Source organism: Streptomyces sp. NPDC048590 (assembly GCF_043199535.1).
Lineage (GTDB): Bacteria > Actinomycetota > Actinomycetes > Streptomycetales > Streptomycetaceae > Streptomyces.
Genome location: NZ_JBICWC010000002.1, coordinates 465,901 through 487,490 on the forward strand (window position 1 = coordinate 465,901; position 21,590 = coordinate 487,490).

Below are 21,590 nucleotides of genomic sequence, written 5' to 3' on the forward strand. Positions count from 1 at the left end.
GCAGGGCGTGCGGGCCGGGGAGCGGAACGCGCGTCACCGGCCCGATCCGGAGGAGTCGCCCTATTCCTCCGGCGACCCGCCCGCCAGGATCAGGCCCGGCAGATGTTCCTCGACCTCACGCCGTGAGCCGTCCGGCAGCCCTGCGTCCGTGACGAAGGTGTCCACCTCGTCGAGCGTGGCGAAGGAGCTGAGCCCCACGGTGCCCCACTTCGTGTGGTCGGCGACCACCACGACCCTGCGCGCGGCCCGTACGAGACGGCGGTTGGTCTCGGCCTCGGCCAGATTGGGAGTGGAGAGCCCCGCCTCGACGGAGATGCCGTGCACCCCGAGGAAGAGCACGTCGAAGTGGAGCGAGTCGATCGCCCGGTCCGCCACCGGACCGACCAGCGAGTCCGACGGTGTACGGACACCCCCGGTCAGCACCACCGTGGCCGCGCCCGCCCGCGGACCGCCCGACGCCGGGGGCCGCTGCGCCCCGTGGAACACGTCGGCCACCCGGCCCGAATTCGTCACGACCGTGAGCCCCGGTACGTCCAGCAGATGCCTGGCCAGCGCGAACGTGGTCGTTCCGCCGGAGAGCGCGATGGCGCTGCCCGGCACGACCATGGCCGCGGCCGCGCGCGCGATGTCCTCCTTGGCGCTCAGCTCCAGTGTCGACTTCGCCTCGAAACCGGGCTCGTGCGTGCTCGCCTCGACCACCGGGACAGCGCCGCCGTGCACCTTCTCGATGACACCCTGACGCGCCAGCGCGTCCAGGTCACGGCGGATGGTCATGTCGGAGACACTCAGCTTGCGCGTGAGCTCGTTGACCCTGACCCCGCCACGCTTGCGCACGTCGTCGAGGATCAGTGCGCGCCGCTGCTCCGCGAGCAGGTTCTGGCTGTCGCTCAACGCCGGCCCCCGTCCTTCCCAACACTCCGCACCGTCCGGCAGCGGTCCTGCGGGACCACGCCATCCTGCCACGCACGTCCGACACCCGTGGCACTGGGGAGATTCGGTGAGATCCGGTGCGCCCGGCGCCCGGGTCCGACATGGTGGTGACGGCGCATCAGCCGACGCCCCCGCCTCCCCGGGCCGGGAGCCTCACGTACCGGAGAGCGAGCGACCTGACCTTGCCCCCTGCCCACCAGACCGAGGCCGCGCGGAGCCCCGGCCCCGCCTTGGAACTGCTCGTCCACGGCGTCGGCGGAACCACGCCCCAGGAGATGCTCGGTGACCCGCGTACCACCAGGATCACGGGCGATGCCACGGCCGCGGTCCACCGGCGCACCGAGGACGTCGGAGCCGAGGAACACCTCGAGCGCCACCGCGACGGCCCGGTCGCCGAGGCCTACTGCTGGTCCAACCTGACCTCCGGCGACGGCTCCCGTGCCCTCTGGCTGCTGCTGCTCCCGTTCATGGTGGTCAATCTGGCGCACTGGATGAGGCCCACCGCACGGGGGAGCGACCGCGCGGTCCGGGTGTACGGGCTGCTCGTACGCCTGATCGCCCTCTCGCTCACCGTGCTGCTGACCGCCGCCGCCTGTGAGGTCGCTCTCGACCTGGTGGCCTGGCAGTGCGCGGGGGCACCCGAGTGCTCCCGCCGGCGCTCCTGGCTCGGTTTTCTCTCCGCCCACCAGGACGGGTGGTTCTCCCAGCCCGGACGGAGGCTGGCCCTCGCCGCCGCCGTGCCCGCGGTCCTGGTCGGCCTCCTGTGGTACCTCTCCAACCGCACCTGGGGCGCCTACGAGTCCCAGCGCCCCCTGACCGGAGGTGAGGCGGACGGCCCGGACGCCGACGTGGACACGGCCACCGGCTCGGCCGCCGAGCCGGAGACCTCCTCCCCGGTCACTCCGGCCCTCGCCAGGCCCGGGTTCTGGTACGGACGCAGACTGGTCGCCCGGCTGCGCGCGGCCCACACGGCGGCCGGTCTCCTCACCGTGGCGGCAGCGGTGGGCGGCACAGCCGTACGGTACGACCGGACCGTCGGCAGCCCGGTCCCAGCCGTGGCCGGTGCGCTGCTCGGCGCCGGCATCGCACTGTGCGGACTCGTCGTCGTCGCCGTGGTCTGTCACCGGGGCCGCAGCGAGAGGCACCTCGACGACCGGCTCGACGAGGCCGTCACCAGCTGTCTGCCCGTCACCTCCCTCGGCCTGCTCCTCTGCGCCGTGGTGTACGCCGGCTGGTCACGCCCCGACTGGGAGTCCTCGGGGACACTCCCCGGTGAGTCCGCGTTCCGCGTGCTCACGCTCGGCCAGGGGCTGCTGGTCGTCCTGCTCGCCGCCGTGGCGCTGTTCCTCCACCGTCGCGCCCCGGAGCCGCGCACCACGCTGCGCGGTCTCGGCGGACCCGTCGTGGCCATGCTCGCCTGCGCGCTCGGCGGAGTGATGACCGGTGGGTCCGCCCAGCGGGTCGCCGACTGGCTCGACGGCCCCGGAACGCCCGGTATGGGAGCCGGCGCCGACATACCAGGACCGCCCGTACTCCTCAGCTGGCAGGCCTCCGTCATCCCCGTCCTGCTCGTGCTCCTGCTTCCGCCCCTCGTCTGGCTCGCCGTGCGTACCGTGCGGCGCGCACGCCGGATGGGACCGGGCATCGAGGCCGAGTACGGGGAGCCCCGCCCCGAGCCGGGGCGGACCCGGCAGATCGCGCGCACCAGGGCCGCCGCCGCGCTCACCGACTCCGCGCCCGGTGTCCTCGGCCTGCTCTCCGCCGCCGCGCTGCTGCTCGGCACCGCGGCGGTGACGGGATCCTGGCTGACCGGGGAGGTCCCGGGGCTCGCGGCGAACGGCAGTGGCCCGTTCGTCGAGTCGCTCGCCGAGACCGCGCAGTCGACCGGATCCTGGCTCACCGGCTTCGGCGTCATAGCGTTCGTCACCTGGGGCCGCCGCGCCTACCGCGACGTGTCCGCCCGCCGGACCATCGGCATCCTCTGGGACGTGGGGACGTTCTGGCCGCGTGCGGCCCACCCCTTCGCGCCGCCGTGCTACGCGGAGCGGGCCGTCCCCGACCTCACCTCCCGCATGTGCGCCTGGACGGGGCACACCCGCGGCAGGCTCGTCATCTCCGGCCACTCACAGGGCAGCGTGCTCGCGGCGGCCGCCGTGTGGCAGCTTCCCGACGCGGCCCGCGGCCGCGTCGCGCTGCTCACCTACGGCTCGCCCATCGAGAGGCTGTACGGACGCTGGTTCCCCGCCTACTTCGGCCGGATTCCGCTGGAAGGGCTGCAACGGTCCGTGCACTGCTGGCGCAACCTCTGGCGTGAGACGGACCCGATCGGTGGCCCCGTCCGGATCGCCGAAGGCCAGGGGCCCGAGATCGACCGGGGCCCGCTGAGGGACCCGCTGGTCCATGGAAGGACCGTGGAACACCCGCTTCCCGAGCCGGTCCTCGGACACTCCGACTACCAGGCGGACCCGGTCTTCGCCGAGGAGCGCGCCGCGCTCCTGGAACGGCTGAACCCGGTGCTGCCGCAGCAGCCGGCGGGCGAGGGAAGGGGACACGGCGTTCAGGGCAGTGCCGGGAGGTCCTCGGGGTAGAGCATGGTCAGGTCGTCCGTGCTGGGCTCCGAGAGCTGCGCGACCCGGCCCGCGTGCCGCTCCACCATCGATTCGAAGGTCTGACGGGCCGTCCGGCCGTTGCCGAAGGCAGGGCCCTTGGGGAGCGCCGTGAAGTACTTCACGAGCGCTTCGCCCGTCCCCTCCGCCAGGCTGTACTCGTGTTCCTCGGTCTGCTGCACGACGATCCGCAGCAGTTCCTCGGGCTCGTAGTCGCTGAAGGTGATGGTCCGTGAGAAACGGGAGGCCACTCCGGGGTTGACGGTGAGGAAGCGCTCCATCTCGTGGGTGTACCCGGCGACGATCACCACCACCGCGTCACGGTGGTCCTCCATCAGCTTGACCAGCGTGTCGATGGCCTCCCGCCCGAAGTCGCGGCCGGAGTCCTCGGGCGACAGGGCGTACGCCTCGTCGACGAACAGGACCCCGCCGCGTGCCCGGTCGAAGGCCTCCTGTGTCCTGATCGCGGTGGATCCGATGTGCTCGCCGACCAGATCGACCCGGGAGACCTCCACCAGGTGGCCGTGCTCCAGGACGCCGAGCGAGGCGAGGATCTCGCCGTACAGCCGGGCCACCGTGGTCTTTCCGGTGCCCGGCGAGCCGGTGAAGACCAGGTGCCGGCGCACCGACGCGGCCTTCAGCCCCGCCTTCAGCCGTCGACGCCCCACCTCGATCATGTCGGTCAGGGCGCGCACCTCGCGCTTGACGCTGTCCAGGCCCACGAGGGCGTCCAGTTCGCCGAGCACGGCGCCGGAGTCCCGTGCCGGTTCCACCGCCGGCGCGGGGGCGGGGGACGGCTCGGCGACCCGCTGGCCCGGCATCGTACCGAGCAGCCCGGGAGCGGACTGGGTGGCCGTCAGGACCGGCGGCGGGGGAGTGGCACCGCGCAGACCGCTCTCGTCGCTCGAGCAGTCCCGTGCCACGGGACCGCCCGAGTGGTCGTCGTCGCCCGATCCCTCGGGGAACTCGTAGCCACCGCGCGCGCACCGCTCGGTCCTGCACCGGGTCAGGGTTGAGCGGCAGCCGTCCATCACATGGAAGCCGTAGCCCTCGCTTCCCGTGACCCGGCAGCTGTCGAAGGTTCCACGGCCTTCCGCGGAGACGTAGAACCCCGCCTCCGCGGGGGAGGTGACCGTGCACCTCTCGATGACCGGGTCGGCGCCCTTGGTGACGATGACCCCGGTCTGGGCGGCGTCGATGGTGCAGTTGTTCAGGGTGCCGCCGCTTCCGTGGTCGCGGAACCACGCACCGGTCGATGCCTCACGGATCCGGCAGTCGTCGAGCTGGGCCGTGGCACCGTCGCTCACGGAGACTGCCGTGTTCCTGATCTGGGACAGGTCGCTGTCCACGACGTCGGCGCGTGAGCCGCGGTCGAGGACGAAGAGTGCGTCGGGCACGTCGTGGACGCGGCAGGAGTCGAGTATCACCGTGGCGCCGTCACTGACCCAGACCGCCGGGTAGTCGCCCGTGCTGTCGTGGATCTCGCACTGGTTTGCGTCCACGCGCGTACCCGGGTCCCAGACCGACAGCCCGTTGCGGCCGAATCGGCGGACGGTGGAGCGGGTCAGGGTGAGCACCGAACGCGAGCGCAGATCGATCGCGTTCTCCGGGATGTCGTGGATGGCGCAGTCGGCGAGCGTGAGGACGGCGTCGGTGTCCAGCGTGACCCCGTCGGCCGATGTGCGGTGCACGGTGCATTCCGTGAGGTGCGCCGTCCCGCGCGAGGTCACCTGCACCCCGGTGCCCTTGACCTCGTACACCTCGCAGCCCACGGCCTCCAGCGCGCTCCCTTCCCCGGTGACGCTCAGACCCGCGCCGGAGGCGTGGTGGACACGGCAGCGTTCGAACCGGGGGTGGGCGCCGTCGCGTACGGAGACGCCCGACTGCCCGGCCGAGACGATCTCGCACTCCTCGAACACGCCACCCGCGCCGTCGAGCACGGCGATGCCCACACCCGCCGGGTTGTCCACGGTGCAGCGGCGGACGGTGGGCCGTGCCTCGCCGCGCACCTCCACCCCGGCCGCCGAGCGGGTCACGATACGCAGGTCCGAGAGCTCGGGGACGCCTTCCTCGATCAGGAGCGCGGGGGCGGCGGAATCCTGGCCCTCCACGTGGAGGTCCTGGAGGACGGCGGAGGCTCGGACGGTCAGGGGGACCCCGTCGGCCGGAGCGATGCGGACGGAGCCGGCGGATCCCTCGGGGCCGCGCAGCGTGACCGCACGGTGGACGACGAGATTCTCCCGGTAGGTGCCTGGCGCGACGGTGAGGACGTCACCCTCGGCCGCGGCCTCCAGGGCGGCGGTGAGGGAAGCGTATTCGCCCGTTCGGCGCCGCCATCGCGATGTGCCGGTGTGCGTCACCTGGACCGTGCCCTGTGCCATGGTGCTGCTGTGCCCCCACCTCGTGCCGTGTGCGCTGCCTCGTGCCCTGTCCGCGGGGGCCGACGGTACGACGCAGGCCCTCCCGCCCACCTGCCGAGGAGTCGGGCGGGCCGGTCCACCGTAGCGCGCGTGGCGGGCGTGAGTTGACGGGTCGGCTGTTCAGGGCCCTGATGAGCGGCTCGGGCCGGCCGTGTACGAGGCGAACCTGCGTCGCGGGGTCAGCTGCCCGTACCCGTTCTGCCCCAGTCGGGACCGACTTCGGCCCAGGCACGGTCGAGCCGCTCGTACCGCCCTTGCATCATGCGCCATACGACGAACCTGCGGACCAGCTCGGTGAGCCCGATCGCGAGGAGAGCGGCGCCGATACCGGCGAGCACGGAGTGGGTGTGCGCCGTGGCCGTGTCCATCGGACGCATCGCCGGCCGTCCCTGGGCGTCCGTCCAGATCCGGACGTGGGAGCCGGGGGTGGTCCGCGCCGAACTCGTCGACACCGTCCCCGTACGGGGTGTGCCGTCCGGCGCGGTCCAGTCGGCCACCACCGAGGTCCGCGCGGCCTCCCCGGTGACGGCAGTCTCGGGGTCCGCCGCGAAGCGGGACCGGTGGGGGGACGCGTGGACCACCACGGCCGTGGTGGGACGAAGCCGGTCGTGCTGAGACCTCACCGTCCGGACCAGGACGTCGTCCGTTGCCGAGCCGACCCCCCAGCCGAGCACCGGTGCCGCGAGTGCCATCACCATCAACGCCGCCAGAGCCACCCATGACTCATGACGATCGGTGGCCCGGCACACGGGATTGCGGCGCCACCTCCGGATTCCCAGAACCGCTCGCACAGTCATCCACCCCCTTACCTCTCCGTGATAACCCGGCGGGGACGCGTTCGCGTCCTCCGAAGGCGAAGAGAGAGCAACCTCACGTCGTCAAGACCGGCCACGGAAACGTGAGTTGCCCCCGGCCCGCTCATCGGGTGCCCGCCGGCGCACGGTCCGGCCTGCGGTCGAGGACCCGCACCGGATCCCCCACCCGGATGGTGCCGGTGCTCTCCGGGATCACGTTCTGGCCGAAGAGGAGCTCCTTCCCCTCCCGGCGATGCAGGGCGAGCGTCCGCAACGGCTCCCTGCCGCGCTCCGCCGTACGCTGGTCGGTCGTCGCGATGACGCACCTCCCGCACGGCTTCACGACGCGCAGGACGACCTCCCCGATCGCGATCCGCCGCCAGCCGTCCTCCGCCCAGGCCTCCGTGCCCTCCACGACGACGTTCGGGCGGAAGCGGCTCATCGGCAGCGGGCCCTCGTGCGGGTGCTCCCCCTGAGCCACCAGCGAGTTGAGGGCGTCGAGCGATCCGCGTGCGGTGAGGAGCAGGGGGAAACCGTCCGCGAGGGACACGGTCTCGCCCGGGCGCCCGAACTGCGGATCGACCGGTCTGCGGTGCGACGGCGCGTCCAGATGGACGAGCCGGACCTCCGCACCGAGCCGGGCCGCGAGCCAGGCGTCCGCCTCCGGGGCGGCGGGCACCACCTCTACCTGGCTCCGGTGGAGCTCGGCGGTGACCGTGCGGTCCGAAGGGGGCACCCGCACCGTCAGTGCCGGGCAGCCGGGCGCCGACAGGACCACTCCACCGCCCGGAAGCGGTTCGGCCGACAGCGTGGCCATGCGGGGCTGCTGACGCTGGGTGACAACCCTGCTCTCGCCGTCGATCAGCATCCACCTGCGGTCGCCGGCGAGTCCCCATGGCTCGACGACGGCCTGGCCGGCCGCGTGGGCGGCCAGCGACTTGACCGGGTGAATGTACACAGCACCGAGTACGGGAGAGCGCATGATGCCATCCTGCCAGCCGTCACTGACAGTGCCCGGTAGCGCCTGTCAGTACCCCCGGCCCTGGTAAGGACGGTTGTAGGGGTCCTCGTAGGGCGACTGTGCGGGAGCCGGCCTGGGCGACGCGGGGCGCATCGACTCGTACCCCGTGCCCGGACGCTGCGGTTGAGGCTGCTGCTGATAGCCCCGGGGCGCCGACGGCTGCTGCGGGATGTACGGGGCCGGCGCGTGCTGCAACTGTGCCGGATGCGACATCGGCGCCTGCTGCGCACCGGCGTTCTGGTACTGCGGCTGCTGCGGATAGCCGTAGGACCCGGTCGGCTGCGACGGAGCCGCCGGCAGTGCGGGAAGGGCCGACGGCAGGGCCGGCAGGTAGCTGTTCCCGGTGTCGTACGCGGCAGGGACCCGGATCGGTGCGATCTGAGGGGTCCCCCGCTCGGCGACCAGGGAGTCGTAGATCGGGGTGTCGGGGAACGACGGCGTGGCGTAGTAGCCGCTGCCGTAGGTGGAGCGGGGGGAGGTCATGACCATAAGTTAAGCCCACGATGTGCCGGTTGGGGAGTCCCAATCTTGGGGTTATCCGTTTTACGTTGCTTTTGTTGAGCCGGCCCGCGAAGGCCTCGTTAAAGCTCCCGTAAACAGCCAGGGCTTTACCTCGGAGATCACCGGCGACAAGAAGTGTCCGAGGTACTACAAAGGGTGACGGGCGAGCGTCGGGCCGCCAGATCGCGGACCCGCCCGGGAACGGTGCGGTGAGCCGTGTTTGGCCGCAGGCGCGGCACGATCGGCCCCAGGTGAACGCCTTGCGCACCCCGTCGCGAACCACTCCCGAGGCGTGGGCGATCCGCCCCCGCGAAGGCGTCGCCCGCTGGTGATCACCACGGTCCCCGGCCGCGCCATGCCCGGGCGCCCGCCACCGTCGTCGTATGCGGACCGCTCGCGTGCCCGTCGGGATACGGCAAGGGCCTTCCCGTCATCGGGGTGCCGTGCGCCCGCTGCCGGTCAGCGGTGGTGACGTATGATCAGCAATGCGCGCTCAGGATTTCAGGGTAACTCGTGGAGCTCATAGGGCCATTACGAGGTGACCGGCCGGAGGGCTCCTTGCCGGGCTCGCCGGTGGACACATTTCGGCCTCGGCCGTACGACGCCCGGACGGTTTTCATCGGGTCACCGAAGACCGTGTGAATTCGCGGTGACCATTCCGAGCCCTCGCCTCGCGTGCCCGCTGCCCCGACACACGGTGCCGGGTCCCGTTCCCGGTCGCGGGGTATGGCGACACCCGCTGCCCCGGGCCCGGCATGCTCCCGGCAGCCCGAGCCGCCACGGCTCGCAATCGTCGCAGGGGAGAGGCCGTCACATGAACACGGTACGACCGCCGTCCGGTACCGGGCGGAGCGCCATCCGGATCGGTGCGCTCGCACCGCTGTCGCCGCCCGGCTGGGTGGAGGCGGGCAGACACCTGCTCGCCGGACTCGAACTCGCGGTCGCCGGCATCAACTCCGAAGGCGGGGTCGACGGCAGACCGCTCGAACTCGTCGTCAGGGACACGGCCGCGGATCCGGGCCGGGCCACCGCGGCCGTGGACGAGCTGGCCGGCTCGGGTGTGACCGCACTGGTCGGGGAGTACCACAGTGTGGTCGCCCGCGCCGCCGCTTCCAGGGCCGCCGAACTCGAACTGCCCTTTCTGTGTTCCTCGGCCGTGCTGGACGCGCTCACCGACGAGCAGACGGACCGGGTGGCCCGTCTGTCTCCACCGCAGTCCCGCGGCTGGCGGCTCTACGCCGACTTCCTGCTCGACGCAGGCCACACCCGCATCGCCGTGGCCACCGAGCCGAGTGTCTACTGGGCCTCCGGCGCGGCCGTGCTCCGGGACCACTGCGCCGCACGCGGCGGGAGTGTCGTCGAACTGGACGCGCGAGCGCTCACTCCCGCGGAGGTGTGCGACGAGGTCGTGGCCGACCGGGCGACGGCGCTCCTCCTCCTGGTCGGTCAGCCCGAGCCCGCCGTGCCGATCGTCCGGTCCGCACGCCGGGACCGGCGCCTGGCCGGACTCACGATCGGCGCCCCGGCCGGACAGCCGGAGTTCGCCGGATGGCAGCGGCTGCTCGGAGGGGACGGCGCGGGGATCCCCTTCCTCCGCTACCTGCCTGAACGCCTCGGTCCCCTCGGGCGGCGTGTCGGGGCGGCTCTGCGGGAACGGCTGGCCGAAGAGCCCTCCTTCGTGGCCTTCGAGGGGTACGACACCATCACCGTCCTCGCTGAGGCTCTGCGTTCCCAAGGGGTGGACCGTACGCGCGAAGCCCTGGCTTGGGGAGACGTGGAAGTCGACGGAACCCGCGGGCCTGTCCGGTTCTCCCGCGTCCCGGGTATCGGGGTCCTGCAGTGGGACGAGGCCCCGGTCCGGGTCGTCGACCGGGATCCCGCCCGGCCCGACCGTTTCAGGACCCTGTACACCGGCTGAACCGGCCCCCGGAGCCGCGCCCCCGGGCGCCGGCCCTCCGAGGGCTCGCGGCGTGCCCGACGCCGTCGAAGCCGTGGGGCGGCGGGACGTCCGCCCCTCCTTGCCGGGAGTGTGGGCGGGCCGGAGGCCCGGGGTCTAGGTTGTCGGAAGATTCTCCGGACCACCGGACTCGTGTTGGGGGCGAGCATGATCATGCAAAAGGGTACGAACGTCGCGGTGCCGACGGGGGCCGTGCGAGTCGAGCTGGGCTGGCGCGGCTCACCCGGAACTCCCGACGTGGACGCCTCCGCGCTCCTGCTCGTGGCGGGAAAGGTGCGCAGCGACGCGGACTTCGTCTTCTACAACCAGCCGGCGCACAGCTCCGGAGCGGTGCGTCACGAGGGCAAGCGGACCGCGTCCGACACGGTGACGGACACGCTCGCCGTCGACTTCGGGCGGGTGGAACCGGCGATCGACCGCATCGTGATCGCGGCTTCGGCGGACGGAGGACCCTTCAGCCGGGTGTCGGGCCTCTACGTCAGGGTCGTCGACCAGTCGAACGGATCCGAGATCGCCCGCTTCGAGAGCGCGGACGCGACCGTCGAGACCGCGTTCATCCTCGGTGAGCTCTATCTGCGCCAGGGCGCCTGGAAGTTCAGGGCCGTCGGACAGGGATACGGCACCGGCCTCGCCGGACTCGCGACGGACTTCGGGATCTCGGTCGACGAACCCCAGCAGGCGCCGCCGCGCCAGGTGCCTCAGCCTCGGCCCACAGCGGTCCGGCCCCCCACCCCGGTCGCGCCCCAGGCCCCCGCCACTCCGCCGCCCCCGCCCCCGGCCGCACAGCCCGTGCGGCTGACCAAGGTCACGCTGACCAAGGAGGCACCGACGGTCTCCCTGTCGAAACAGGGCGGAACCTCCGGTGCGCTGAGGGTCAACCTCAACTGGGAGGTACGCAAGCAGTTCAAGGGCTGGGGTGCGAAGCTCGGCAGGGCCGTCGCCATGCACGCCGACCTGGACCTCGACCTCTGCGCTCTGTACGAGCTGACCGACGGCCGTAAGGGAGTGGTGCAGGCGCTCGGGAACGCCTTCGGATCGCTCGGGCAGCCGCCCTACATCCACCTCGACGGCGACGACCGTACCGGTGCCGTCTCCAGCGGTGAGAACCTCACCGTCAACCTCGACCACAAGGACAGACTGCGCCGGGTCCTGATCTTCGTGACCATCTACGAAGGCGCCCGCAGCTTCGCCGACCTGCACGCCACGGTCACCCTCCAGCCCCAGAACGGCGCCCCCATCGACTTCTCCCTCGACGAGTGCACCGTGCCCTCCACCGTCTGCGCCCTCGCGCTGATCACCAACAACGGGGGAGGGGACCTCACCGTCCAGCGCGAGGCGCGCTACCTGGTCCCCCAGCGCGGGGTCAGCCCGCAGCGGACCATCGACGCCGCCTACGGCTGGGGCATGAACTGGACTCCCGGACGCAAGTGACCCACCAACGTCCGGGCCGCCAGCCGGCTCAGGACTCCGGCGCGGCCTCGGGACGGGCGTACGTACGTCCCTTCCAGGCCGCGCCGCGACCCCGGTGGTGCAGCACCGCGGAGTCCACCGTCATCAGCAGATAGAGGACGGCGGTGAAGGGGAGCAGGGGCGCCGACAGGGGCGACTGCCGGTAGTACCTGAGCATCGGCATGTACGTCCCCGCCATCACCGCCCAGGCGGCACCGCCCGCCGCGGCGGCCACGGTGTCGACCGTCAGGAGCCCCGAGACCAGGGTCACCGGCGGGGCGACGTAGACGAGTGCGAGCCCCAGGACGGTTCCCGCCAGCAGCACCGGACTGTGCCTCAGCTGCGCGTACGCACTGCGCGACACCATCCGCCACAGGTCGGGGAGCCCCGGATACGGCCGCACGCTGTCGACGCGGTCGGCGAGCCCCAGCCAGACGCGGCCGCCCGACCGGTGCACCGCGCGAGCCAGGGACACGTCGTCGATGACCGCCTGACGGATGGACTCCGGCAGCCGCGCCCGCTCGGCCGCCTCCGTGCGCAGCAGCACACAGCCGCCCGCAGCCGCGGCGGTCCGGGACCGGGCCGAGTTCACCCGGCGGAACGGGTAGAGCTGCCCGAAGAAGTAGACGAAGGCCGGGACCACCAGCCGCTCCCACGGGCTCGTCACCCGTAGTCTCGCCATCTGCGAGACGACGTCGAAGCCGCCGGCCCCCTCGGGCCCGGCCGCGACGACGAGTGCGCGCAGGCTGTCCGGCCCGTGCGCGATGTCGGCGTCCGTCAGGAGGAGGAAGCCCGGCTTCCGCTCCCGTGCCGCCGCCATCCCGTGGCGCAGGGCCCAGAGCTTCCCCGTCCACCCGCGCTCCGGCTCACCCGGCGTCAGCACCGTCAGGGGAAGCCCTCCGCACCGCCGGGCGATCGACCGGGCCAGGTCGCCCGTACCGTCCCCGCTGCAGTCGTCGACGAGGAAGACCTCGGCCTCCCCCGGATAGTCCTGGGCCAGGAGGGACGGCAGACTCAGCGGCAGCATCTCCGCCTCGTCCCTGGCGGGCACGACCACGGCCACCGAGGGCCAGCGCGCGGGCTCCCGGCCTGCCGGAAGCCGCTGGTCCGTACGCCAGAAGAACCCCTGGCCCAGCAGCAGCCACACCCACACGGTCAGTGAACCCACGGCGATCCAGGCAAGGGCGCTCATCCGTCGAAGTCTGCCCCACGGCGAGGGCGCCGCACGGGCGGTCGACTATGGTGACCGGGTGAAGATCGCACTCATGGACTCGGGAATCGGCCTGCTCGCGGCAGCCGCCGCGGTACGCCGGCTGAGGCCCGACGCCGACCTGGTGCTGTCGTCCGATCCCGCGTCGATGCCCTGGGGACCTCGTACGCCCGAGGACGTGACCCGGCGAGCTCTCGCCGTGGCACGCGCGGCGGCGGCCCAGCGGCCCGACGCCCTGATCGTCGCCTGCAACACCGCCTCCGTCCACGCGCTGCCCGCCCTCCGCGCCGAACTGGAACCGGGGCTGCCGGTCGTCGGCACCGTCCCCGCGATCAAGCCCGCCGCCGCGGGCGGCGGCCCCTTCGCCATCTGGGCTACCCCGGCCACCACCGGCAGCCCGTACCAGCGCGGGCTGATCCACGACTTCGCCCGTTCGGTGGACGTCACCGAGGTCCCCTGCCCCGGCCTCGCGGACGCGGTCGAGCAGGCCGACGAGGACGCGATCGACCGGGCCGTTGCCGCGGCGGCCGCGCTCACCCCGGCCGAGGTGACCGATGTCGTCCTCGGGTGCACCCACTACGAGCTCGTCGCCGGCCGCATCCGCGAGGCGGTGGAGGCAGGCAGGGGCGGCGACCGGGCTCCGCTCGTACTCCACGGCTCCGCGGATGCTGTGGCCGCGCAGGCGCTGCGCCGGATCGGGGCCACGCCCGCCCCGTCGGCCGAACCGGCCGGCACTCTCTCGGTCCTCCTCGGCGGACACGCCGCGGACCTCACGAAGCCCGCCCTGGCCTACGCCGAAGGGCGCCTGCTGAAGGCCGTCAGCCCCGCCCTCTGACCGGCCCCCGCGCCGCGACGCCCCTCCACGTCGCCGGGAACGTGGGTACGCTGCTGGGCATGACGGACCACCCCGGCAGGACGCGGCACGGTTCGAGCCAGGCCCCGAGCACGGTCTGGACGGGCCGGGCGACCAACCGTTTCCAGTGGCTGCTCGCCGCGGCGGGAGCGGGATGCCTGGCACTCGGCATCGAGCTGGCGGTCGACGCGGCGTGGAGCCTTGCGCTGATCGTGTCCGTCATCGGCTGCGTCGCCGCGGGTCTCCTGATCCTCTTCGGGACGCTCGCCTTCGTGCACGTGGCGGTGAAGGTCGACGGCGACGCCCTGGAGGTGCGCTGCGGCCACGCGGGACTGCCCAGACGGCGGATCCTGCTCACCCACGTGGTCGGCGCGGAGTTCGCTCCCAAGGTCACCCCGCGCCAGTGGGGTGGCTGGGGCTACCGCTGGCGTCCCGAGAAGGGCACGGCCGTCGTCGTGCGCAGGGGCGAGGGTCTCGTCCTCAGACTCGGGGACGGCAGGACGTTCACCGTCACCGTCGACGACGCGGAGGCGGCCGTACGTTTCATCCGTGACCGGCTGCACCTCACCGCGACCGGGAAGGCCGGGTCGTCCGGGAACTGAGTCCGTCCGGGGACCGGCGGGAGCGGAGTGCCTGCCGGGCCCACGGCCGCCCACCGTAGACTCCAGCAGGTGAGCGCCACCATCACCACCGTCGACGATCCGTCGCCCGCCCCCGCGTCCAGGGGGCCGAAGTCCTTGCCGAGGCTCGTCAGGCCGGCAGCGGCCCTGCTCTCCGGCGCCCTGCTCTACGCGAGCTTCCCGCCGAGGCCACTGTGGTGGCTGGTGCTGCCCGGTTTCGCCCTGCTGGGCTGGGTCCTCACCGCCCGCAGGACGCGTGCGGCCCTGGGACTCGGCCTGCTGGCGGGCCTGGGCTTCATGCTGCCGCTGCTGCACTGGACCGGCGAGGAGGTCGGCCCCGTCCCCTGGCTCGCGCTCGCCTTCGCCGAGGCGCTGTTCATCGCCATCGGCTGCGCCGGGATCGCCGCCGTGTCCAGACTGCCGTACTGGCCCGTCTGGGCGGCGGCCGTCTGGACACTCGACGAGGCGCTCCGGGCCCGTGTCCCCTTCGGCGGCTTCCCCTGGGGCCGGATCGCCTTCGGCCAGGCCGACAGCGCGTTCCTCCCGCTCGCCGCGCTCGGCGGTACACCGCTGCTCTCGTTCGCCGTGGTGCTGTGCGGTTTCGGACTCCTCGAGGCCGTACGCCAGGTGCGCCGCTACCGGGCCACCCGCACCGTGCCCCGCTCCGCCGTGATCGCGGCCGCGGTCACCCTCGCCGCCCCCGTCGCCGCCGCGCTGGCGGCACTGCCGCTCGTGGACGACTCACCGGAGGACGGCACGGCCACCGTCGCCGCGATCCAGGGCAACGTGCCGCGCCTGGGCCTCGACTTCAACTCCCAGCGCCGGGCCGTCCTGGACAACCACGCGAACCGTACGGAGCAGCTGGCCGGGGACGTGAAGGCGGGCAAGGTGGCGCAGCCCGACTTCGTGCTGTGGCCGGAGAACTCCTCCGACCTCGATCCCTACCGCAACCCCGACGCCCGCGAGGTCATCGACCGGGCGGTGCGGGCGATCGGCGCGCCCACCGTCATCGGCGCGGTCCTGACTCCGGACACGGGTCCGCTGCGCAACACCCTGATCGCCTGGGACCCGGAGCAGGGCCCGGTGGGCACCTACGACAAGCGGCACATCCAGCCCTTCGGCGAGTACATGCCGATGCGGTCGATCGCCCGGATCTTCAGCAAGGACGTCGACCGGGTCCAGCGGGACTTCGGCCCCGGTACGAAGGTCGGCGTCTTCGATCTGGCGGGAACCAAGGTCGGGCTGGTGACCTGCTACGAGGCCGCGTTCGACGACGCCGTACGGGACACCGTGAAGGCCGGCGGTCAGATGATCGCCGTACCGAGCAACAACGCCACCTTCGGGCGCAGCGAGATGACTTACCAGCAGCTCGCCATGAGCCAGGTCAGGGCCGTGGAACACGGCCGTTCGGTCGTCGTCCCGGTCACCAGCGGTGTCAGCGCGGTGATCAGGCCGGACGGAACGATCGTGGAGAAGACGAAGATGTTCACCCCGGACGCCCTGGTCGACGAGGTGCCCCTGCGCTCCTCGCTCACCCCCGCCACCCGTCTGGGAGCGGTGCCGGAGGGGATCCTCGCCCTGCTCGCCCTGGCCGGTCTCGGCTGGGCGACGACCCGGTCGGTGCGTGCGAGGAGGGCGTCGAGGCCCTGACCGAGGGCGGCGCGGGGCGGGTTCGGCGGCCACGTAGTCTCGGGCGCATGGCTACTCCAGACTTCATCCGCGACATCCGGGCCACCGCCGGTCACCAGCTCCTTCTGCTGCCGGGGGTCACCGCGGTCGTCTTCGACGACGCGGGCAGGGTTCTTCTCAACCGTCGGGCGGACACCGGCACCTGGTCGGTCATCGGCGGCATCGCGGAGCCGGGCGAGGAGCCCGCGACGACCGCCGAGAGGGAGGTGCTCGAGGAGACGGCGGTGCGCTGTGTCGCGGAGCGCGTCGTGCTCACCCAGGCACTGAAGCCCGTCGAGTACGCCAACGGTGACCGCTGCCAGTACGTCGACATCACCTTCCGCTGCAGGGCCACCGGCGGTGAGGCACGGGTGAACGACGACGAGTCGCTCGAGGTGGCGTGGTTCGACGTCGACGCCCTGCCGCGGTTGAGCGAGTTCTCGCTGTTCAGGATCAAGCAGTCCCTCACGGACGAGCCCACCTGGTTCGCCCGTACTCCGTGAACCCGACGGGCCGGCCTCCCCGGGATCGGGGTGCCGGCCCGTCGAAGCGGGGGTCAGACGGTACGGGCGTCGGCGGGCAGCGTCTCCGCCTCGGCCGCCGCCAGCCGTCCTGTCCCCGACTCGACGTCCGCGAGGTCCCGGCTCCTGGTCTCCTTCGCGCAGACGATCGCCAGCACGGTGAGCAGCGCCGCGGCGATGACGTACAGGGAGATCGGGGTCGAGGTGCCGAAGTCGGCCAGCAGCGCGGTGGCGATGAGCGGGGCGGGAGCGCCCGCGGCGACCGACGAGAACTGGGCCCCGATGGACGCGCCCGAGTAGCGCATCCGCGTCGCGAACATCTCGGCGAAGAAGGCCGCCTGCGGGGCGTACATCGCGCCGTGGAAGATCAGCCCGACCGTGACGGCCAGCAGAAGCCCTCCGAAGCTCCTGCTGTCGATCAGGGCGAAGAACGGGAACATCCACAGCGCGACGCCGACGGCACCCACCAGGTAGACCGGCCGGCGTCCCACCCGGTCGGACAGCGCGCCCCAGAGCGGGATGACGGTGAAGTGCACGGCGGACGCGACGAGCACCGCGTTGAGCGCCGTCTGCTTGCTCAGCTCCGCGGACGTCGTCGCGTACACGAGGATGAACGCGGTGATCACGTAGTAGCTGATGTTCTCGGCCATCCGCGCGCCCATGGCGATCAGCACGTCCCGCCAGTGGTGCCGCAAGACGGCGACCAGCGGCATCTTCTCGGCCCGGCCGTCGGTGGCCTCGCGCTCGGCGGCGTGGGCCAGGGCGGCCTTGAAGACCGGTGATTCATCGACGGAGAGACGAATCCACAGGCCGAGGATCACCAGGACTCCGGAGAGGAGGAAGGGGATCCGCCATCCCCACGTGCCTAAGGCGGAATCCGACAGGAGCGCCGTCAGCGCGGAGAGCACACCGGTCGCGAGCAACTGCCCGGCGGGCGCGCCGGTCTGGGGCCAGGAAGCCCAGAACCCCCGCCGCTTCGCGTCCCCGTGCTCCGAGACGAGCAGTACGGCGCCACCCCACTCACCGCCGAGGGCGAACCCCTGCACCAGGCGAAGGACGGTGAGGAGAACGGGCGCGGCCGAACCTATGGTCGCGTGAGTCGGCAGCAGCCCGATCGCGAAGGTCGCGCCACCCATCATCAGCAGGCTCAGCACCAGGAGTTTCTTGCGTCCGAGACGGTCGCCGTAGTGCCCGAAGACCAGAGCCCCGACCGGCCGGGCGGCGAAGCCCACCGCGTAGGTGAGGAAGGAGAGCAGGGTTCCGACGAGCGGGTCGGACTCGGGGAAGAACAGCTTGTTGAAGACCAGCGCGGCGGCTGAACCGTAGAGGAAGAAGTCGTACCACTCGATCGTGGTGCCGACGAGGGACGCGGCGACGACGCGCTTGAGGTTGTTCGGGGCCGGCGGGGCGGTTGCGGGCGACGACATCGGCACCACTTCCTGGCTGTGACGGGGACGTTTACGTGTCGCCACACCGTAGGAATCCGCAGGTCAGGGGCGTATGTGGTGGGACACCATAGTTCCAGGTGTTGGAGTGCGCGCGCCCACCATGGAGCCGGTACCGGGGTCTTCGGCGGAGCCTCGACGATGCCACGAAGGTGTCAGCGCGCCCCACCGTATGTCTGACGTCCACGGAACAACGCGCGCAGCTGGCTGCGGGTGAGCTTGGCCGCGTCGGCCGGTGTGATGATGCGGTCGGCCGCAAACTTCGACACCCCGAACAGCGGCACCAGCTGCCGCCAAGTCAGGTTGGTCCGCCAGTACGCGGCGACCGGCAGCACGCGGTCCTCCCACGGCAGGCTCCACGGCCGGGCCTTGCGCACCGGATCCGCACCCTCGCGCCGGAGCGCGGTGATCAGTTTGCCGAACTGTCGCGGGCTCAGCCCGCTGAACGGGGCTTTCCAGGAGGTCGGCGACGCCGTGATCACACCAGACACCACAAGATCATCTCAACCCTGGCCAGCAGTGGCAGCCTCCCCCGTTGCCGGGAGGTGCGGGATCTCGAGCACGCGCCGACAGGTGACGCTCCGGCCGGCCGTCCCGCACGCCGGACGAAGGCGTGAGCAACTGATGGCCGATCCGCAGGCCGGCCGGGGAGGCGACCCTGGCCTCCGGTCGGCCTGCGGGCAGAGGGGTCAAAGGGCTCAGGACGTTCCTCGCCGTGAGGAGCAGGGATCGGTCCGCCCACCGCTGTCCTGTAACCCCATCAGAACTGCACCGCATCCCGGATCAGCGGGCAGGTCATGCAGTGCCCGCCGCCTCGGCCCCGGCCGAGTTCGGCGCCGGTGATGGTGATGACCTCCACACCGGCTTTCCGCAGCAGGGTGTTGGTATGAGTGTTGCGGTCGTAGGTGAAGACGACGCCCGGTTCCAGGGCTACGGCGTTGTTGCCGCTGTCCCACTGCTGGCGTTCGGAGGCGTATGCGTCTCCGCCGGTTTCGATCACCCGGAGATGGTCCAGGCCCAGGCTCTTGGCGACGACATCGACGAAGGGGGTGGTGCCTTCATCGATGATCTCGACGCCGGGTGCCTTGTCCCCGGGGCGGAGCGAGAAACTGTGCACGGCGTCCACGATGTTCGGGTACAGCGTGACGACATCTCGGTCGGCGAAGGTGAACACCGTGTCGAGGTGCATGGCGGAGCGTAGCTTCGGCATGCCGGCGACAACGACGTGCTGCGCGGCACCCTTCTCGAAGAGCGCCCGGGCGACCTGGGTGATTGCCTGACGGGAGGTGCGTTCGCTCATGCCCATGAGAACGACGCCGTTCCCGACGGGCATGATGTCGCCGCCTTCGAAGGTCGCCTGGCCCCAGTCCTTCTCGGGGTCGCCCCACCACACCGCCGAGCCGGTGAAGTCGGGGTGGAAGGTGTAGACGGCCTTCATGAGGAGGGTCTCGTCGTGCCGGGCGGGCCAGTAGAGGGGGTTGAGAGTGACGCCGCCGTACAGCCAGCAGGTGGTGTCGCGGGTGTACAAGGTGTTGGGCAGCGGGGGCATGAGGTACTGGCGCGCACCGACGCCCTCTCGGGCGAGTGCGATGTAGGCGGAGCGGTACTCGTCCGGCAGGTCGGTGGTGGACAGGCCGCCGATGAGGTACTCGGCCATCTCGCGCGGGGCGAGGGTTTCGAGGAACGCCCGGGTCAGGTCGACCAGGCCGAGACCGACCTCGTTGGGGACGATCTTCCGGTCCAGGAGCCAGTCCTTGGCGCCAGGCACCGTCATGGTCTCCGCGAGCACCTGGTGCAGTTCGACGACGTCGACGCCGCGCTGAGTGAGCTTGTTGACGAAGTCGGCGTGATCACGCTGTGCGTTCTCCACCCACATCACGTCATCGAACAGCAGGTCGTCGGCGTTGGTCGGAGTCAGCCGACGATGGGCGAGACCGGGTGCGCAGACCAGCACCTTCCGTAGCTGTCCGACCTCGGAATGGACGCCGAGTGCAGCGGACGGGCGGTGGCCGGCTTCGCGGCTTGTCATGGCAAGAGGCCTTTCCAGGGGAGCGACGGGCGGGCTGTCGCAACACAGCAGCCGGGCAGGACGGGAGCGCGGTGCGACTTCAGAGCTCGATCCAGCCGAGGGCCAGAGCAAGGACACCGAGGACGGCCCCGGCGATGGTTACGGCGCACATGGCTGCTTCGGCAGGGAAGAAGAGGCGCCGGTGCTGTTCGCGTCTGGCCTTGATGAAGAGGACGGTGGAGGGCGCGTAGAGGATGAGGGAGACGAGGACGAACTTGAGTCCGGCCGCGTAGAGAAGGAAAGCCGTGTAGAGGGTGGCGAGGACGGCGACTACCGCCTCACGCCGAGTGGTCTGTCCTGTGACGGTCCGCTGCGCTTGTGGCCCAAGTGCGATCTTCACGGCGAACGCGGCGGCCAGAAGGAACGGGATGAGGCTCAGGGAACTCGTCAGGTCCAGGGCGAAGTTGAACGCGTCGTCCGAGAAGGCAGTGACGATCAGGACGATCTGGCTGAGCGCTGTGGTCATGAGCAGAGCCGGGACAGGGACATCGTCGCCGCTGGAGCGGCCGAGGAAGCGAGGCATGTCCTTGTCCTGAGCGGCGACGAAGAGCACCTCGGCCGCCATGAGAGTCCAGGCGAGGTAGGCGCCCAGCACGGAGACGATGAGCCCGACGCTGACGAAGACCTCGCCCCAGGTACCTACGGCGGCTTCCAGAACGCCCGCCATGGACGGCTGTCGAAGTGCGGCGATCTCCTCCATCGGCATGATCCCGTACGACACGATGGTCACCGAGGCGAAGATCGCGAAAACGCTGAGGAAACCGAGGATCGTTGCCCGGCCGACGTCCTCGCGGCGCTTGGCGTGCCGGGAGTAGACGCTTGCGCCTTCGACACCGAGGAAGACGAAGACGGTGGCGAGCATGGTTCCCCGGACCTGATTGAACAGCGACCCCGCGTAGTCGGCCCCACCGAAGTTGTCGGCGAAGACGGACGGCCGGAAGTAGAAGAGCGCCAGGATCACGAAGATCACGATGGGGACGATCTTGGCGGCGGTAACGATCCGGTTGATGGCGGCGGCTTCCTTCACCCCGCGGCGGACGAGTAGGAAGAAGCCCCAGAGCCCTGCGGACGACAGCACGATGGCGAGCGCGGTGTCCCCGTCGCCGAGCGCCGGGGCGAGCGCCCCGATCGTCGACATGATGAGGACCCAGTAGGTCACGTTGCCGACGCATGCGCTGGCCCAGTAGCCGAAGGCGGAGAAGAAGCCGAGATACTCGCCGAAGCCGGCCTTGGCGTAGGCGTAGACCCCCGCGTCCAGGTCGGGGCGCCGGACGGCGAGGGTCTGGAACACGAACGCCAGCATCAGCATGCCTACGCCGGCGATGGCCCAGGCGATCAGCGCACCCGCGACTCCGGTCTCCTCCGCGAAGCGCCGTGGCAGGGAGAAGACACCGGCACCGACCATGGAGCCGACGACCATGGCGGTGAGCGTGAGCAGGGTGAGCTTGGCCGCTGGCGGGCCCTTGCTGGTGGAGGCACCGGGGTCGGTGTCTGCGTGGCTCATCAAGGACCTCGCTGGCGTAGAGG

The 21,590-nt window shown here is 71.5% G+C and carries 16 protein-coding genes and 1 pseudogene; 7 read left to right on the plus strand and 10 right to left on the minus strand.

Translation table 11 applies throughout. From position 1 onward, the window contains the following. Positions 1–60 precede the first annotated feature (60 nt). Positions 61–891 carry a DeoR/GlpR family DNA-binding transcription regulator gene (locus ACGFNN_RS06405; RefSeq protein WP_362670775.1) on the minus strand — a complete coding sequence of 277 codons (831 nt, stop codon included), beginning with the start codon at positions 889–891 and terminating at the stop codon, positions 61–63. A gap of 221 nt (positions 892–1,112) precedes the next feature. Here ACGFNN_RS06405 and ACGFNN_RS06410 point away from each other — a divergent pair, with 221 nt between their 5' ends. After that, on the plus strand, positions 1,113–3,518 hold the full coding sequence (locus tag ACGFNN_RS06410) for a hypothetical protein (RefSeq protein WP_393553514.1): 2,406 nt from the start codon (positions 1,113–1,115) through the stop codon (positions 3,516–3,518). Here the strand turns inward: ACGFNN_RS06410 and ACGFNN_RS06415 are convergent. The 4 genes from ACGFNN_RS06415 to ACGFNN_RS06430 form a co-directional block, all read right to left on the minus strand. Beyond that, the gene (locus tag ACGFNN_RS06415) at positions 3,488–5,917 is read right to left on the minus strand and encodes a right-handed parallel beta-helix repeat-containing protein (RefSeq protein WP_393553516.1); all 2,430 of its coding nucleotides are present in this window, start codon (positions 5,915–5,917) and stop codon (positions 3,488–3,490) included. The genes ACGFNN_RS06410 and ACGFNN_RS06415 overlap by 31 nt on opposite strands. Before the next feature lie 218 nt (positions 5,918–6,135). Then, complete coding sequence (locus ACGFNN_RS06420; protein ID WP_393553518.1) at positions 6,136–6,753, minus strand: hypothetical protein; 618 nt, start codon at positions 6,751–6,753, stop codon at positions 6,136–6,138. Positions 6,754–6,874: 121 nt separating this feature from the next. Further along, positions 6,875–7,732: an MOSC domain-containing protein gene (locus tag ACGFNN_RS06425; RefSeq protein ID WP_393553520.1), complete on the minus strand. Its 858-nt coding sequence runs from the start codon at positions 7,730–7,732 to the stop codon at positions 6,875–6,877. 45 nt (positions 7,733–7,777) lie between these two features. Further along, entirely contained in the window at positions 7,778–8,254 is a 477-nt protein-coding gene (locus ACGFNN_RS06430; RefSeq protein ID WP_393553522.1) for a DUF6643 family protein, read from the minus strand. 832 nt (positions 8,255–9,086) lie between these two features. On the opposite strand from ACGFNN_RS06430, the gene ACGFNN_RS06435 reads away from it, so the two are divergent. Beyond that, the gene (locus ACGFNN_RS06435; protein WP_393553524.1) at positions 9,087–10,190 is read left to right on the plus strand and encodes an ABC transporter substrate-binding protein; all 1,104 of its coding nucleotides are present in this window, start codon (positions 9,087–9,089) and stop codon (positions 10,188–10,190) included. Between the two features lie 186 nt (positions 10,191–10,376). After that, complete coding sequence (locus ACGFNN_RS06440) at positions 10,377–11,660, plus strand: TerD family protein (RefSeq protein ID WP_393553526.1); 1,284 nt, start codon at positions 10,377–10,379, stop codon at positions 11,658–11,660. A 28-nt stretch (positions 11,661–11,688) separates the two neighbouring features. On the opposite strand, the gene ACGFNN_RS06445 is transcribed toward ACGFNN_RS06440, so the two are convergent. Then, positions 11,689–12,870: a glycosyltransferase gene (locus ACGFNN_RS06445; RefSeq protein ID WP_393553528.1), complete on the minus strand. Its 1,182-nt coding sequence runs from the start codon at positions 12,868–12,870 to the stop codon at positions 11,689–11,691. A 58-nt stretch (positions 12,871–12,928) separates the two neighbouring features. Here ACGFNN_RS06445 and ACGFNN_RS06450 point away from each other — a divergent pair, with 58 nt between their 5' ends. The 4 genes from ACGFNN_RS06450 (at position 12,929) to ACGFNN_RS06465 (ending at position 16,532) form a co-directional block, all read left to right on the plus strand. Continuing rightward, entirely contained in the window at positions 12,929–13,723 is a 795-nt protein-coding gene (locus ACGFNN_RS06450) for a glutamate racemase (RefSeq protein WP_393553530.1), read from the plus strand. A gap of 59 nt (positions 13,724–13,782) precedes the next feature. Next, positions 13,783–14,343 (plus strand): hypothetical protein, encoded by a 561-nt coding sequence (locus ACGFNN_RS06455; protein ID WP_393553531.1) that lies wholly within the window; start codon positions 13,783–13,785, stop codon positions 14,341–14,343. Between the two features lie 69 nt (positions 14,344–14,412). Further along, a complete protein-coding gene (gene lnt / locus ACGFNN_RS06460; protein ID WP_393553533.1) occupies positions 14,413–16,011 on the plus strand; it encodes an apolipoprotein N-acyltransferase in 1,599 nt (532 codons plus the stop codon). Between the two features lie 47 nt (positions 16,012–16,058). Further along, positions 16,059–16,532, plus strand: a complete 474-nt coding sequence (locus ACGFNN_RS06465) for an NUDIX domain-containing protein (RefSeq protein WP_362543330.1) — start codon at positions 16,059–16,061, stop codon at positions 16,530–16,532. Positions 16,533–16,585: 53 nt separating this feature from the next. Here the strand turns inward: ACGFNN_RS06465 and ACGFNN_RS06470 are convergent, their stop codons facing one another. The 4 genes and pseudogenes from ACGFNN_RS06470 to ACGFNN_RS06485 all read right to left on the minus strand — a co-directional run bounded on the left by ACGFNN_RS06470 (position 16,586) and on the right by ACGFNN_RS06485 (position 21,567). Further along, on the minus strand, positions 16,586–17,977 hold the full coding sequence (locus ACGFNN_RS06470; RefSeq protein WP_393553535.1) for an MFS transporter: 1,392 nt from the start codon (positions 17,975–17,977) through the stop codon (positions 16,586–16,588). 257 nt (positions 17,978–18,234) lie between these two features. Further along, positions 18,235–18,486: pseudogene (locus ACGFNN_RS06475) on the minus strand (transposase family protein); the annotation flags it as partial. Between the two features lie 269 nt (positions 18,487–18,755). Continuing rightward, entirely contained in the window at positions 18,756–20,024 is a 1,269-nt protein-coding gene (locus ACGFNN_RS06480; protein ID WP_393553537.1) for an arginine deiminase, read from the minus strand. Between the two features lie 79 nt (positions 20,025–20,103). Continuing rightward, positions 20,104–21,567: a basic amino acid/polyamine antiporter gene (locus ACGFNN_RS06485; protein ID WP_393553539.1), complete on the minus strand. Its 1,464-nt coding sequence runs from the start codon at positions 21,565–21,567 to the stop codon at positions 20,104–20,106. Between the last annotated feature and the right edge of the window lie 23 nt (positions 21,568–21,590).